Genomic DNA, 13199 nt, shown 5'->3' with positions numbered 1-13199 from the left:
AGTCCGCTGCGCCGCCTCGCGCCGGTTTCTAGACTGTAAAGGTCGTGAAATCAGTGAGTGACTGGGGGAGCCATGCGCAAGTCTTGGAAGATCGGTAGCGTCGTCGCAGCCGTGTTGTTGGTGGGCGGTGCCGGGGTGGCCGTCATGGCGAGCAAGGGCGATGGCCCCAAGAAGCCGGGTGACGAGAAGGCCAAGACCGTGCTGGAGTTCGTGCCCAGCGAAGTCGTCAAGCCGACGCTGACCGCCATGCCGGCCCAGATCGAATTCAGCGGCCCACTGGTCGCACCAGGTACGGCCATGGTGCGTGCCAAGTCCAACGGCACCCTGCTCAACCTCGCTGTCGGCGAAGGCAGCCGGGTCAAGGCCGGCCAGGCTCTCGGCCAGGTCGACCTGGAAGAGCTGCGCTATCGCATCGCCGAGCGCGGCGCCAGTGTCGAAGCCATGCGCGCCCAGATGGAACAAGCCGAGCGCAGCTTCAAGGCCAACGAAGGCTTGGCTGCCAAGAACTTCATCGCCCAGACGGCGCTCGACAACTCCCGTGCCGCGTATGAATCGGCCCGCGCCAACTGGAACGCTGCCAAGGCCCAGCTCGATACCAGCCAGGTGACCATGCGCCAGGCCGCCCTGGTGGCGCCCATCAGCGGCGTCGTTTCCAAGCGCCACGTGGTGCCCGGCGAAAAAGTGGCCGCTGAACAACAGATCCTGACCATCGTCGACCTCTCCAAGCTGGAGCTGGCCGGCCTGGTCGGTACCCACGAGGTGAGCCGCCTGAAGCCCGGCATGACGGTGCAGGTGAACGTCGAAGGCGTGGACGAACCGGTCGAGGCCAAGATCGACCGCATCGCGCCCAGCGCCGAGCCGGGCACGCGCTCCATCGGCGTGACGCTGGTGCTGAACAACTCCAAGGAGCTCTACCGTGCCGGCCAGTACGCCGTCGCCAAGGTGGTGCTGCCCGACGACACCCAGCGCCTGACCGTGCCCATCGCTGCCATCAGCCGCAATGCCGGCCAGGAGCAGGTCTGGATGATCGAGAGCGGGGCGCTGGTACGCCGCATCGTGACGACCGGCCGCAGCGATGCCCGCGAGGGCCGCGTCGAAGTGCTGAACGGCCTCAAGCCCGAGGCCCAGGTGCTGGCCGCGCGCTTCGACAACCTGCGTGAAGGCGACAAGGCCACCATCGTGGCCACCAAGGCCAAGGTGGCCAGCTCGGCCGCCTCCGCAGCCACGACTCAACAGTGAGGGCCGCAGCATGTGGATGACCCGCGTTTCCATCCAGAACCCGGTCTTCGCGACCATGGTGATGGTGGCCCTGTGCGTGCTGGGCCTGTTTTCCTATGCCAAGCTGGGTGTCGAGCAGATGCCCGACATTTCCTTCCCCGGCGCGCAGGTGGATGTGCGCTATCCCGGCGCCTCGCCCGAGGCCGTCGAGCGCGAGATCGCCAAACCCCTGGAAGAGGCGCTGAACACGATTGCCGGCGTGGAACGCATCCAGTCGCGCAGCTTCGAGGGCCGTGTGCAGGCCAGCGTTGAGTTCTCGCTGAACGCCGACATGGGCCGCGCGATGCAGGACCTGCGCGACCGCGTCGCCGCCGCGCAGGCCCGATTCCCGCGTGACGCCAAGCCGCCGACGGTGCAGCGCTTCGAGAACGACAACTCGCAGCCCGTCGTCGTCATGGCGCTGCTGAGCCCCACACGCGGCTCGCGCGAGCTGTCCATGATGGCCGACCTGATCGTCTCCAAGCGCCTGGGTCGTGTGGAAGGTGTGGCCAAGGTGGACGTGGGCGGCCTGACCACCCGCGAGGTGCGTATCGACCTCGACCCGATGCGGCTGCGCGCCTACAGCGTGACGCCGGCCGAGATCGCCAAGGCGCTGGCTGAGGCCAACGCCGATCAGCCGGTGGGCCTGCTGTCCGACTCCACCTCCGACGCCATCCTGCGCGTGGAAGGTCGCGTGAAGGACCCCAAGGCTTTCGGCAACATGATCGTCGCCCGCCGCGGCAACCTGGCGCTGACGCTGAACGACCTCGGCACCCTGGTCGAGCGCGAGCGCGAGCAGGACAGCATCGCCCGCATCAACGGCCAGCCGGCCGTCAGCTTCAACATCTTCAAGCAGCAGGACGCCAACATCGTCAAGACCGGCGAGTCCGTGAAGGAGGCGATGGACGAGCTGCGCAAGACGCTGCCCAAGGACGTCGAGCTGCGCCTCATCTACGCCGCCAGCGACTTCGTCAAGGGCTCGCTGACCGGTCTGCAGCACACGCTGATTGAAGGCGCGCTGCTGACGGTGGCCATCGTCTTCCTGTTCCTGCACAGCTGGCGCTCGACCATCATCACCGGCCTCACGCTGCCCATCGCCGTCATCTCCAGCTTCATCGCCGTGCAGGCCTTCGGCTTCACGCTGAACTTCATGACGATGATGGCCTTGAGCCTGTGCATCGGCCTGCTGATCGACGACGCCATCGTCGTGCGCGAGAACATCGTGCGCCATGTGGCCATGGGCAAGGACCACCGCCAGGCGTCGTTCGATGGCACCAACGAGATCGGCCTGGCCGTCATGGCGACGACCTTTGCCATCTGCGCGGTGTTCGTGCCCGTCGCCTTCATGGGCGGCATCATCGGCAAGTTCTTCTACCCCTTCGGCATCACCGTCGCGGTGGCGGTGCTGGTCAGCCTGTTCGTCAGTTTCACGCTCGACCCGATGCTGTCGTCGGTCTGGCCAGATCCGCCGGGCACGCGCATCAAGCACTGGCCTGTCATCGGTCATCTCATCCGCGCGACCGACTGGAGCATGGACCGCCTGCACGACCTCTATGCCAGGACGATCGACTGGGCCTTCTCCGGCCGCCGCTACCGCGTCTTCGTGCCGCCCATTCCCGCCTATGGACATCCGTTCAGCGCGGACGGCAAGCGCGACAAGGCCGCGAAGCGCGTGTTCCGCTTCGCGACGCTGACGCCGCGGGGCCTCGTCATGTGGGGTGCGTTCGCCAGCTTCGTCGCCGCACTGGCCCTGGCGCCCATGGTCGGCAGCGAATTCGTGCCCGAGACGGACAACGGCTTCACGCAGGTCAACCTGCGCATGCCGGTGGCCAGCAGCATCGAGCGCGGCAGCGCCAAGGTCGCCCAGATCGAGGAGATCCTCAAGAATTACCCCGAGATCAAGACCGTCTCGACCGTGGTTGGCAGCACCGGCGAAGGCCTGTCCACCGGCCGCAACCAGGCGGCGCTGAATATCACGCTGACCGACCGCAGCGAGCGCAAGCGCACGCAAAAGGAGATCGAGGACGCCATCCGCGCCGACATTGCCAAGATCCCCGGCATCGAGGTCAGTGTCGGTTTCAACCGCCCGATCTGGATCACCATCCTCGGCAGCGACCCCGAGGTGCTGACCCAGGCCGCCACCGACCTGGTCGAGAAGATCAAGAAGATTCCCGGCGCCGTCGATGTGGACACGACCGTCAAGCCCGGCCTGCCGGCCTTTGCCGTGCGCCTGAAGGATTCGGCCATCCGCGAGCTGGGCCTGACGGCGCCGCAGATCGCCTCCAGCCTGCGTGCCTACGTGAACGGCGAGATCGCGACCTACTGGACGACGCCCGACGGCAACCAGGTCGAGGTGCTGCTGCGCCTGCCGCGTGAACAGCGCGAGCGCATCGAGCAGATGAGCAAGCTGCCCGTGGCCTTCTCCAAGGACGGTGCGCCCATCACGCTGGACCAGGTCGCGACCATCGAGCCGGTGTTCAACCCCGAGGTGATCCGCCGCGAAAACCTGCAGCGCCGCGAGGCCGTGTTCGCCGGCGTCCAGGGCCGCCCGGGCGGCGACGTGAATGCCGATGTGCAGAAGCTGATCAAGGCCACCCAGCTGCCCCCGGGCACCAGCTTCAAGGTGGACGGCGCCGGCAAGCAGCAGGCCGAGGCCTTCAACGGCCTGCTGGCGGCGATGGCGCTGGCCGGCATCTTCATCTACATCGTGCTGGCCAGCCAGTTCGGCAGCTTCCTGCAGCCCATCGCCATCATGGCCTCACTGCCTCTCGCCCTCATCGGCGTGATGCTGGCCCTGCTGCTGTGGCGCTCGACGCTGAATGTGTTCTCGATGATCGGTCTGGTCATGCTGATGGGTCTGGTCACCAAGAACGCCATCCTGCTGGTGGATTTCGCCAACCATGCCCGCAAGGCGGGTGCGACCGTCGCCGAAGCGTTGCGCGAGGCCGGCCTGATCCGCATGCGCCCCATCATCATGACGACGGCGGCGATGATCTTCGGCATGCTGCCGATGGCCATCGCGCTCAACGACGGCGGCGAGATCCAGGCGCCCATGGGCCGCGCCATCATTGGCGGCGTCATCACGTCGACGCTGCTGACGCTGGTGGTGGTGCCGGTGCTGTACAGCTATCTGGTGCGCGAAAAGAAGCCCGCCAAGAAGAAGGCGGAGCAGGGCGGTGCCTCGTCGATGCCGCTGCACGGCATGCCGGGGGCGATGCCGGCGGACAAGGAATAAGCAAGAGATCCCTCGATCGCCTCGGCGCTGGGCCGGTCACGTCAAGTGGCCGGCCCTTTTTACTGGCCGAATTGCTATCCTGCCGAGAGTAAGGAGCCGCCATGTCCGAATCGACCGTCACCGCCAAGGGCCAGACCACCATGCCCGCGGAAATCCGGGCGCTCGTGGATGCCAAGCCGGGCACGCGCCTGGTGTGGTCGGCCATGCCCGATGGCACTCTGATCGTGCGGGTCAAGAGCAAGTCCATCCTCGACATGGCCGGCATGCTCAAGCCCCCCAAGGGCAAGCGCATCGGCATCGACGAGATGAACCCCTGGCGCTGAGGCGTACCCGCGCTCGATACCAACGTCCTGGTGCGCTACCTTGTCCAGGACGACGCCGCGCAGGCCGCAGCGGTGCGCCAGCTGCTGGCGCGGCTGACGGGTGAAGGTGCCACGCTCTTCGTGCCGGTCACCGTCGTTCTGCTGCAAGCCCTGTCATCGCTGTTCTCGGCGGCCGAGCTGAGCATCGAATCGGAGCGTGCGCTGGAGGTGGCGCTGCAGCTGCTCCGCCAAGGCCCGGCAGACTTCGCCGACTGCCTGCACATCGCGCTGGCCGCCCAGGCCGGCGAGCAGCCGCTGTGGACTTTCGACAAAGGCGCCGCGCGGGTGAACGGCGCGCAACTGCTGGTCAAGAGCTGACGCCAGCTCAGCCCGAGGCGAGCACAGCAGCTTGTGCACTCGACCGCGACGTGCCGTAGGTCAGGCCGCGCAGACCTCCCGCAGGCAGCTCCGCAACCAGCGATGCGCCGCGTCTCCATCCATCCTTGGATGCCACAGCAGCGAGACGGTGAACGGCGCCAGTGCCAGCGGTAGATCAACAGCCAGCAAGCCGTCGCGCAGATGCCCGGTGTGCCGCTCGGGCACCGTGGCAATCAGGTCCGTGCCGCGCGCCAACGCCAATGCCTCCGAAAACCCCGCCACCGTGACGACGATGTCGCGGCCAAGGTTTAGCGCGGACAACGCTTCGTCGATGGGCCCCGTCGCCGTGCCGCGTCGGGAGATGGCGACGTGCCGGCCCGCCGCGTAGCGCCTCGCCGTCAGCTTGCCGCTCGCCAGCCCATGACCTTGGCGGACGACGGCCACAAAACGATCGCGAAACAGCGCCTGCGCCCGCAGCTCCGGCCCGCTGGACGCTGTGACGATGCCGGTCTCCAGGTCGACGCTGCCGTCGCGCAGCGGCGTGCTGTCCCGATCCGGCTTCGGCACGAAGCGCAGCCGCACGCCCGGCGCCTCCGAACTCACGCGGGCGAGCAGAGCCGCGCCGAAGTTCTCGACAAAGCCCTCGCGCGTACGCAGCGTGAACTCACGCTCGAGCTTGTCCAGCCGCAACGCCGCCGCCGGCCTCAGCGCGGCCTGCGCCTCTTGCACCAGCGGCCCGATGCGCTCGCGCAGTTCCAGCGCCCGTGGCGATGCCACCAGGCCACGTCCGGCGCGCACGAGCAGGGGGTCGCCCGTCGCCTCACGCAGCCGCGCCAGCGAGCGGCTCATCGCCGACGGGCTCAGCCGTAGGCGCCGGGCGGCGCCGGCGACGCTGCCCTCGGCCAGCAGGGCGTCCAGTGTCAGCAGCAGGTTGAGGTCAGGGTCTGACATGGCGTCTCGCGCATTGATGAAGTGCAGATGATGCGTCTTCCGCCATGTCCAGCAAACGCCTAATGTCTGGGCATGAACACCACGACCGTCGCTCACCCCGCTGCAACGCCCGTCACCGGCGTGCTTGCCGGCCTGGCCCTTTGCACCCTGCTGCCTTCGCTGGCCGTCAGCAGCGCCAATGTCGCGCTGCCCACGCTGACGGCCGCCTTCGGTGCTGGCTTCGCCGAGGTGCAATGGGTCGTGCTGGCCTATCTGCTGGCGATCACGACCCTCATCGTCAGTGCCGGTCGGTTGGGTGACCTGACGGGTAAGCGCCGCCTGCTGCTGGCCGGCATCGCGCTGTTCACGGCCGCGTCGACTCTCTGTGCGCTGGCACCTGCGCTGCCATTGCTGATCGCGGCCCGTGCGCTACAGGGCATCGGCGCTGCCGCCATGATGGCCTTGACGATGGCCATGGTGGGCGCGGCGCTGCCCAAGGCACGCACGGGCAGCGCGATGGGCCTGCTGGGCACGATGTCGGCAGTCGGCACAGCCCTTGGCCCGTCGCTGGGCGGCGCGCTGATCGGTGCTTTGGGCTGGCAGGCCGTATTTGTCGTCAACCTGCCCCTGGGCTTGCTGGCCATTGCGCTGGCCTGGCGGTATCTGCCGGCTGACCGAGGGCAGGGCGCTGCCGGCTTCGACCTGCCCGGCACGTTTTGGCTGGCGCTGACGCTGGCGGCCTATGCCCTTGCGATGACATGGCATCTTGGCCTGATGGCTCTTGCGGCGGTGGGCCTGCTGCTGTTCCTGCGTACCGAGGCTCGCGCCGCGTCGCCCCTCGTGCGGCTGGACCGGTTGCGCGACCCCGCCCTGCGCGCAGCCTTGGCAATGAACGCCCTGGTGTCTGCCGTCATGATGGCCACCCTGGTCGTTGGCCCCTTTCACCTCAGCGGCGCGCTCGGCCTTGGCGCTGCCACGGTGGGTGTGCTGATGTCCATCGGCCCCCTCCTTTCGGCCGGCAGCGGCATTCCGGCCGGCCGGCTGGTGGACCGCTTCGGCACACGGCGAACGAGCCAACTGGGCCTTGCCGCCATGGCGGTTGGCTGCGCGCTGATCGCGCTGCTGCCCGCGTCGCTTGGCGTCATTGCCTATGTGGGCCCACTCGCCATCGTCACGCCAGGCTATGCACTCTTCCAGGCCGCCAACAACACAGGGGTCATGGCCGAGGTGCCGGCCGAACAGCGCGGCGTCATCAGCGGCCTGCTGACGTTGTCGCGCAATCTCGGTCTCATCACCGGTGCTTCGGCGATGGGCGCCGTCTTCGCCGCTGGCGGCCTGGTCCTGAGCTTCGTCATCGCGACAGCTTTGGTTGCCGTCGCCCTGGGGCTTGCCAGGCGCGCGAATTGACAAGCACAATCGCCCCCGCTCCGGGGTGCCCGGGCCTGGCGAAAGCCGAGCCCAGACGCTGAGACGGTCAGAGAAGACCGAACCCGTGAACTTGAACCGGCTAATACCGGCGTAAGGAGAGCGCATGCCTCGCGGCGTGCAGGTGTGGCCTTCGGGCCGGACCTCACCCACGGGCGGCCTTGGAGCACCGAACCCACTGCTCCAGGAGACCGCCGCCATGAACGCCCCTGAAAAGAACCTCTCGCTCGATGAGCGCCTGTCGCTGACGCGCGAGCCCTTCCCGGCATCAAGCAAGGTCTACGTGACCGGCAGCCGGCCCGACGTGGCCGTGCCCATGCGCGAGATCGCGTTGACCAACGGCGAGCGCGTGGTGCTGCACGACACCTCCGGCCCCTACACCGACCCCAAGGCGCAGATCGACGTGCGCCGGGGCCTGCCGCCCATCCGCTCCAGCTGGGTCGGTGACCGCGCCGATACCGAGGCCTACACGGGCCGCACGCGCGTGGCGCTTGACGACGGCGGCAAGGAGGACAACGAGCGCATCGCCGCGCTGCGCGCCGAAGCCGCCGCGCTGCAGCGCCAGCCGCGCCGCGCCCAGGCCGGCGCCAACGTCAGCCAGATGCACTACGCCCGCCGCGGCATCGTCACGCCGGAGATGGAGTTCGTCGCGCTGCGCGAGAACGGCAAGCGCGAGTGGATGCGCGAGTACATGGGCGACGCCGAGCGCGAGCAGCGCCTGCGTGGCGACTCGCTCGGTGCGGCCATCCCCGAGATCATCACCCCCGAATTCGTCCGCCAGGAGGTGGCCCGCGGCCGCGCGGTCATCCCGGCCAACATCAATCACACCGAGCTGGAGCCGACCATCATCGGCCGCAACTTCCTGGTCAAGGTCAACGCCAACATCGGCAACTCGGCCGTCACGTCCAGCATCGAGGAAGAGGTCGAGAAGCTGGTCTGGTCCATCCGCTGGGGTGCGGACACGGTGATGGACCTCTCCACCGGCCGCAACATCCACACCACGCGCGACTGGATCGTGCGCAACTCGCCCGTGCCCATCGGCACCGTGCCCATCTACCAGGCGCTGGAGAAGGTGGGCGGCATCGCCGAAGACCTCTCCTGGGCCATCTTCCGCGACACGCTCATCGAGCAGGCCGAGCAGGGCATCGACTACTTCACCATCCACGCCGGCCTGCGCCTGCCGTTCATCCACCTGACGACCAAGCGCCGCACGGGCATCGTGTCGCGCGGCGGCTCAATACTCGCCAAGTGGTGCATCACGCATCACCGCGAGAACTTCCTGTACACGCACTTCGAAGAGATCTGCGAAATCATGAAGGCCTACGACGTGACCTTCTCGCTCGGCGACGGCCTGCGCCCCGGCAGCGGCGCCGATGCCAACGACGAGGCCCAGTTCGCCGAGCTGAAGACGCTGGGCGAGCTGACGAAGGTGGCGTGGAAGCACGACGTGCAGACCATGATCGAGGGCCCCGGCCACGTGCCCATGCACCTCATCCAGGCCAACATGACGGAGCAGCTCAAGCACTGCGACGAGGCGCCGTTCTACACGCTGGGCCCGCTGACCATCGACATCGCGCCGGGCTACGACCACATCGCCAGCGCCATCGGCGCAGCCATGATCGGCTGGATGGGCACGGCCATGCTCTGCTACGTGACGCCCAAGGAGCACCTGGGCCTGCCCGACCGCGACGACGTGAAGCAGGGGCTGATCGCCTACAAGATCGCGGCCCACGCGGCCGACATCGCCAAGGGCCACCCCGGTGCCCGCGCACGTGACGACGCGATGAGCAAGGCGCGCTTCGAGTTCCGCTGGAACGACCAGTTCGCGCTTGGCCTGGACCCGGACACGGCGCGCGACTATCACGACGAGACCCTGCCCAAGGACTCGTCCAAGGAGGCGCACTTCTGCTCCATGTGCGGCCCGAAGTTCTGCTCGATGAAGATCACGCAGGACGTGCGCGAGTACGCGGCGGCCAAGGGGCTCGAAGCGGCGGACGTGGTGGCTGACGGCATGGCGCAGAAGTCGGCCGAGTTCCGCAAGGCCGGTGGCGAGCTCTACATCCCCATCAAGCCGCAGGCGTGACCAACGTTGCAATTGCAGGCGCTGGCGTCATGGGCCGGCTGCTGGCCTGGCAGCTGGCGCGGGCCGGGCATCACGTGTGCGTCGTCGACCCCGCCGCCGGGCCGGCGCAGCCGGGCGCCGCAGCCTTCTCGGCGGCGGGCATGCTGAGCCCGCTGGCCGAGCGCGAGCATGCCGAGCCCGACGTCGTGGCGCTGGGCTGGCGGTCGCTGGCGCTGTGGCCCGAGATTGCCGCCGCGCTGGGTCAGCCCGGCCTCGTGAAGACGGAGGGCAGCCTGTTGCTCGCGCATGGCAACGACTTGGGCGCGGCGCAGCGCGTGCTGGCCCGGCTGGACGACGGCCCCGAGCCGCTGAACCGCGCCGCGCTGCAGGTGCTGGAGCCGGCACTCGCGCCCGACCTCAAGGCCTGGTGGCTGCCCGGCGAGGGGCAGCTGCTGCCGCGCGAACTGCTGCTGGCATTGGCCGAGCAGGCGCCCGGCGTCGACTGGCTCTGGGGCCGTCGCGCCGTCGCCATTCAACCCAAGGTGCTTGAGCTTGATGACGGCCGTCGTCTCGATGCCGACCTCGTCATCGACACCCGTGGCCTGGGCGCCAAGCCTGACATGCCGACGCTGCGCGGCGTGCGCGGCGAGATCCTGTGGTTGCACGCGCCGGGCGTCGTGTTCAACCGCCCCGTGCGGCTGCTGCATCCACGCCACCGCGTCTACCTCGTGCCGCGGCCGGGCGACGTCATCGTCGTTGGCGCGTCGGAGGTTGAGAGCGAAGACCGCTCGCCCGTCAGCCTGCGCAGCGCCGTGGAGCTGATGGCCGCGGCCCACAGCGTGCTGCCGGCGCTGGCAGAGGCGCGCATCGTGCACATGGAAACCAACCTGCGCCCGGCCTTGCCGGACCACCGCCCGCGCATTGATCAAAAACCGGGCCTGCTGCGCATCAACGGCCTGTTCCGCCATGGCTGGTTGCTGGCACCGGCGCTGGCGGAGAAGGCACTTCAGCACCATGTCTGAGTTCACGCTCAACCACCAGCCTCAGCCCTGGCGCGAGGGGCTCAGCGTCGCGGCCTTGCTAGCCGAGCAGGGCAGGGCAGACGACGCCGTTGCCACCGCGCTCAACGGCGCCTTCGTGCCGCGCGGCCGGCGTGAGGTGACGCTGATCCAGCCCGGCGACGAACTGACCCTCATTCAACCCATCACCGGAGGCTGAGCATGTCTTGGACCCTTTACGGCCGCCAGCTCACCAGCCGCTTCCTGCTCGGCACCGCCGGCTACCCCTCGCCCGAGATCCTTCGCCGGGCCGTGCTGGCCAGCGGCGCCCAGGTGTTGACCGTCGGCCTCAAGCGCACGCTCGCGGCGGCCGGCGACAACGGCTTTGTCGCCGCCATCCGCGAGACCCTGCGCGAGACCGGCGGCCACCTGCTGCCCAACACCGCCGGGTGCCGCACCGCGCAGGAGGCCGTCACGCTGGCGCACATGGCGCGCGAGCTCTACGACACGCCGTGGGTCAAGCTGGAAGTCGTCGGCGACGAGCACACGCTGCAACCCGACCCCTGGGAGCTGGTCACGGCCGCCGAGCAGCTCGTGAAGGACGGTTTCGAGGTCTTCCCCTACTGCACCGACGACCTCGTCACCTGCCGCCGCCTGCTGGACGCCGGCTGCCAGGTGCTGATGCCCTGGGGCGCACCCATCGGCTCGGGCCAAGGCCTGCTCAACCCGTTCGCACTGCGCACGCTCCGCGAGCGCCTGCCCGGCGTGCCGCTGATCGTGGACGCCGGCATCGGTGCGCCCTCGCACGCGGCCCAGGCGATGGAGCTGGGCTTGGACGGCGTGCTCCTGAACTCGGCGATAGCCCAGGCCGGCGACCCCATCCGCATGGCCGCGGCGTTCGGCCAGTCCATCGCGGCCGGGCGAACCGGCTTCGAGGCCGGCGTCATGAGCAAGCAGGACATGGCCGTTGCGAGCACGCCGGTGGGTGGCAGGCCCTTTCTGATTCCATGAGCAACGCACCCATCATCTGGAGCATTGCCGGGCTGGACAGCGGTGGCGGTGCCGGCCTGTCGGCCGACCAGCGCGCTGCCGATGCGGCGGGCGTGCACCTTTGCCCCGTGGCTGCCGCATTGACGGCGCAGAACAGCGTCGCCGTCGAGGCCGTCTTCCCCGTGCCGCCTGAGCAGCTCGACGCCCAACTCGCCGCGCTGGCCGATGACCTGCCGCCTGCTGCGATCAAGACGGGCCTGCTCGGCGGTGTCGAGCAACTGCGGGTTGTTGCACGCTGGGTTGACCGGCTGCGCGAGCGCGCTCCCGTCACTCTCGTCGTTGACCCGGTGTTGCGGGCCTCCACCGGCGCCAGCTTTGTCGACGAAGCGCTGCTGCGCGCTTATCGCGAGGAGCTGCTGCCGCGGGCCAGCGTCGTCACGCCCAACCAGCGCGAGGCCACGCACCTGGTGGGCGAGGGCAGCCTGCCTGCGCAGGCGCGCGCGCTGCAGGCCCTGGGAGCCCGCGCTGTCTGCATCACGGGCGGCGATGCCGGCGGCTCGCTCGCGCTGGATTGGCTGGCGGCCGAACACGCAACCGGCTGGCTGGCCTTGCCGCGCCGCGCCGCTGGCAACAACCACGGTACTGGCTGCACCTTCGCGACCGCTCTGGCTGCGGCATCGGCCCGCGGTTTCGTCGCTGCCGATGCGGCCGTCATCGCCAAGATGCTGACGACCTCCGGCCTGCGTGCCGACCTTCAGCCGCCTGGCGCTGGCGCCGGGCCGGTGCAGCCAGAGTCGGGCTTCATCGGCGATGCCGGCCTGCTGCCCGCGCTGTTCGACGACGAGGCGCCGCCCGAGGCCTGGCCGGCACCGCGCCGCGGGGCACCGGCCCTTGAAGGGGTCTACGCCATCACCGACAGCGGCGCCCATGCCGTCTGCCTTTTTGAGGGCGGCCTGCAAGCCGTTCAATTGCGGGTCAAGCGAGCCCCGGGCGAGGCTGACTCCGCCTGGACAGCCCGCTTGCGCGCTGAAATCAAGGCTGCGCGCCGCCCGGGCGCAGTCCTCATCGTCAACGACCACTGGCGCGAGGCGCTGGCCTCGGGCGTCGACTTCATCCATCTGGGCCAGGAAGATCTGCTGGCGCTTTCCTCTGCCGATCGACGTGACCTTGCCGAGGCACGAACTCGTGGTCTGCGCCTGGGGCTGAGTTCGCACAGCCTGTGGGAGTTGGCCCGCGCCGTGGCCTGGTCGCCCGACTACATCGCCTGCGGTCCCGTCTGGCCAACGTTGACCAAGGCCATGCCCTGGCGAGCGCAAGGGCTTCACAACCTGGCCTGGTGGGTGGCCATGGCGCCGGCGCCGGTGGTCGGCATTGGCGGCGTGCTGGAGCTGCAGCGTCTCGCCGAGATCGCCGCCAGTGGTGCCAGCGCTGGCTGCGTCGTGCGTGGGCTTGCACCCGGGGCGACCCACCCGCCGCAAGCCTGGCAACAGGCGTGGCGCGATGGATGTGCTGCGCTGCCTTTCGCCGCTTCCCACTGGCCGCTCCCCGGCCTGCCCGTCAAGCCTGATGGAGAGGGCTGAACCCGATTTCGGTGTCGGTAGGCTTTACAGCGCCTGTTACAA

11 protein-coding genes and 1 riboswitch are annotated in these 13199 nt (G+C 68.9%); of the genes, 10 read left to right on the top strand and 1 reads right to left on the bottom strand.

Annotated features, from left to right (window positions below; all coding sequences use genetic code 11):
* Window positions 1–72: 72 nt before the first annotated feature.
* The 4 genes from ASC95_RS20550 (at window position 73) to ASC95_RS20535 (ending at window position 5172) form a co-directional block, all read left to right on the top strand.
* Window positions 73–1239, top strand: coding sequence for an efflux RND transporter periplasmic adaptor subunit (locus ASC95_RS20550; RefSeq protein WP_057299589.1), 1167 nt, complete (start codon window positions 73–75; stop codon window positions 1237–1239).
* Window positions 1240–1255: 16 nt separating this feature from the next.
* Window positions 1256–4492 carry an efflux RND transporter permease subunit gene (locus ASC95_RS20545; RefSeq protein ID WP_235537997.1) on the top strand — a complete coding sequence of 1079 codons (3237 nt, stop codon included), beginning with the start codon at window positions 1256–1258 and terminating at the stop codon, window positions 4490–4492.
* A gap of 101 nt (window positions 4493–4593) precedes the next feature.
* Window positions 4594–4815, top strand: coding sequence for an AbrB/MazE/SpoVT family DNA-binding domain-containing protein (locus ASC95_RS20540; RefSeq protein WP_057299587.1), 222 nt, complete (start codon window positions 4594–4596; stop codon window positions 4813–4815).
* Between the two features lie 30 nt (window positions 4816–4845).
* Complete coding sequence (locus ASC95_RS20535; RefSeq protein ID WP_235537996.1) at window positions 4846–5172, top strand: PIN domain-containing protein; 327 nt, start codon at window positions 4846–4848, stop codon at window positions 5170–5172.
* A gap of 60 nt (window positions 5173–5232) precedes the next feature.
* Here ASC95_RS20535 and ASC95_RS20530 read toward each other — a convergent pair whose 3' ends face one another.
* On the bottom strand, window positions 5233–6123 hold the full coding sequence (locus tag ASC95_RS20530; RefSeq protein WP_057299585.1) for a LysR family transcriptional regulator: 891 nt from the start codon (window positions 6121–6123) through the stop codon (window positions 5233–5235).
* 72 nt (window positions 6124–6195) lie between these two features.
* Here ASC95_RS20530 and ASC95_RS20525 point away from each other — a divergent pair, with 72 nt between their 5' ends.
* The 6 genes from ASC95_RS20525 to ASC95_RS20500 all read left to right on the top strand — a co-directional run bounded on the left by ASC95_RS20525 (window position 6196) and on the right by ASC95_RS20500 (window position 13157).
* Window positions 6196–7509, top strand: a complete 1314-nt coding sequence (locus ASC95_RS20525) for an MFS transporter (RefSeq protein ID WP_057299584.1) — start codon at window positions 6196–6198, stop codon at window positions 7507–7509.
* Between the two features lie 11 nt (window positions 7510–7520).
* Window positions 7521–7644, top strand: a riboswitch (TPP riboswitch).
* Between the two features lie 82 nt (window positions 7645–7726).
* Window positions 7727–9610: a phosphomethylpyrimidine synthase ThiC gene (gene thiC / locus ASC95_RS20520; RefSeq protein WP_057299583.1), complete on the top strand. Its 1884-nt coding sequence runs from the start codon at window positions 7727–7729 to the stop codon at window positions 9608–9610.
* Window positions 9607–10611: an FAD-dependent oxidoreductase gene (locus tag ASC95_RS20515; RefSeq protein ID WP_157256433.1), complete on the top strand. Its 1005-nt coding sequence runs from the start codon at window positions 9607–9609 to the stop codon at window positions 10609–10611. Before thiC ends, ASC95_RS20515 begins: the two co-directional genes overlap by 4 nt.
* Window positions 10604–10807 carry a sulfur carrier protein ThiS gene (gene thiS / locus ASC95_RS20510; protein ID WP_057299581.1) on the top strand — a complete coding sequence of 68 codons (204 nt, stop codon included), beginning with the start codon at window positions 10604–10606 and terminating at the stop codon, window positions 10805–10807. Before ASC95_RS20515 ends, thiS begins: the two co-directional genes overlap by 8 nt.
* A 2-nt stretch (window positions 10808–10809) precedes the next feature.
* Window positions 10810–11598 (top strand): thiazole synthase, encoded by a 789-nt coding sequence (locus ASC95_RS20505; protein WP_057299580.1) that lies wholly within the window; start codon window positions 10810–10812, stop codon window positions 11596–11598.
* Window positions 11595–13157 (top strand): bifunctional hydroxymethylpyrimidine kinase/phosphomethylpyrimidine kinase, encoded by a 1563-nt coding sequence (locus ASC95_RS20500; RefSeq protein WP_057299579.1) that lies wholly within the window; start codon window positions 11595–11597, stop codon window positions 13155–13157. Before ASC95_RS20505 ends, ASC95_RS20500 begins: the two co-directional genes overlap by 4 nt.
* Window positions 13158–13199 lie beyond the last annotated feature (42 nt).

The organism is Pelomonas sp. Root1217 (assembly GCF_001425705.1).
Taxonomy (GTDB): Bacteria; Pseudomonadota; Gammaproteobacteria; order Burkholderiales; family Burkholderiaceae_C; genus Pelomonas.
This window is presented reverse-complemented; position numbering and strand designations above follow the sequence as displayed.

Excerpts from the sequence above, each read along its gene's own strand:
- ASC95_RS20505 (WP_057299580.1), top strand. The coding sequence starts at position 10,810 with ATGTCTTGGACCCTTTACGGCCGCCAGCTCACCAGCCGCTTCCTGCTC.
- thiS (WP_057299581.1), top strand. The coding sequence starts at position 10,604 with ATGTCTGAGTTCACGCTCAACCACCAGCCTCAGCCCTGGCGCGAGGGG.
- ASC95_RS20540 (WP_057299587.1), top strand. The coding sequence starts at position 4,594 with ATGTCCGAATCGACCGTCACCGCCAAGGGCCAGACCACCATGCCCGCG.
- ASC95_RS20525 (WP_057299584.1), top strand. The coding sequence starts at position 6,196 with ATGAACACCACGACCGTCGCTCACCCCGCTGCAACGCCCGTCACCGGC.
- thiC (WP_057299583.1), top strand. The coding sequence starts at position 7,727 with ATGAACGCCCCTGAAAAGAACCTCTCGCTCGATGAGCGCCTGTCGCTG.
- ASC95_RS20545 (WP_235537997.1), top strand. The coding sequence starts at position 1,256 with ATGACCCGCGTTTCCATCCAGAACCCGGTCTTCGCGACCATGGTGATG.
- ASC95_RS20500 (WP_057299579.1), top strand. The coding sequence starts at position 11,595 with ATGAGCAACGCACCCATCATCTGGAGCATTGCCGGGCTGGACAGCGGT.
- ASC95_RS20530 (WP_057299585.1), bottom strand. The coding sequence starts at position 6,123 with ATGTCAGACCCTGACCTCAACCTGCTGCTGACACTGGACGCCCTGCTG.
- ASC95_RS20550 (WP_057299589.1), top strand. The coding sequence starts at position 73 with ATGCGCAAGTCTTGGAAGATCGGTAGCGTCGTCGCAGCCGTGTTGTTG.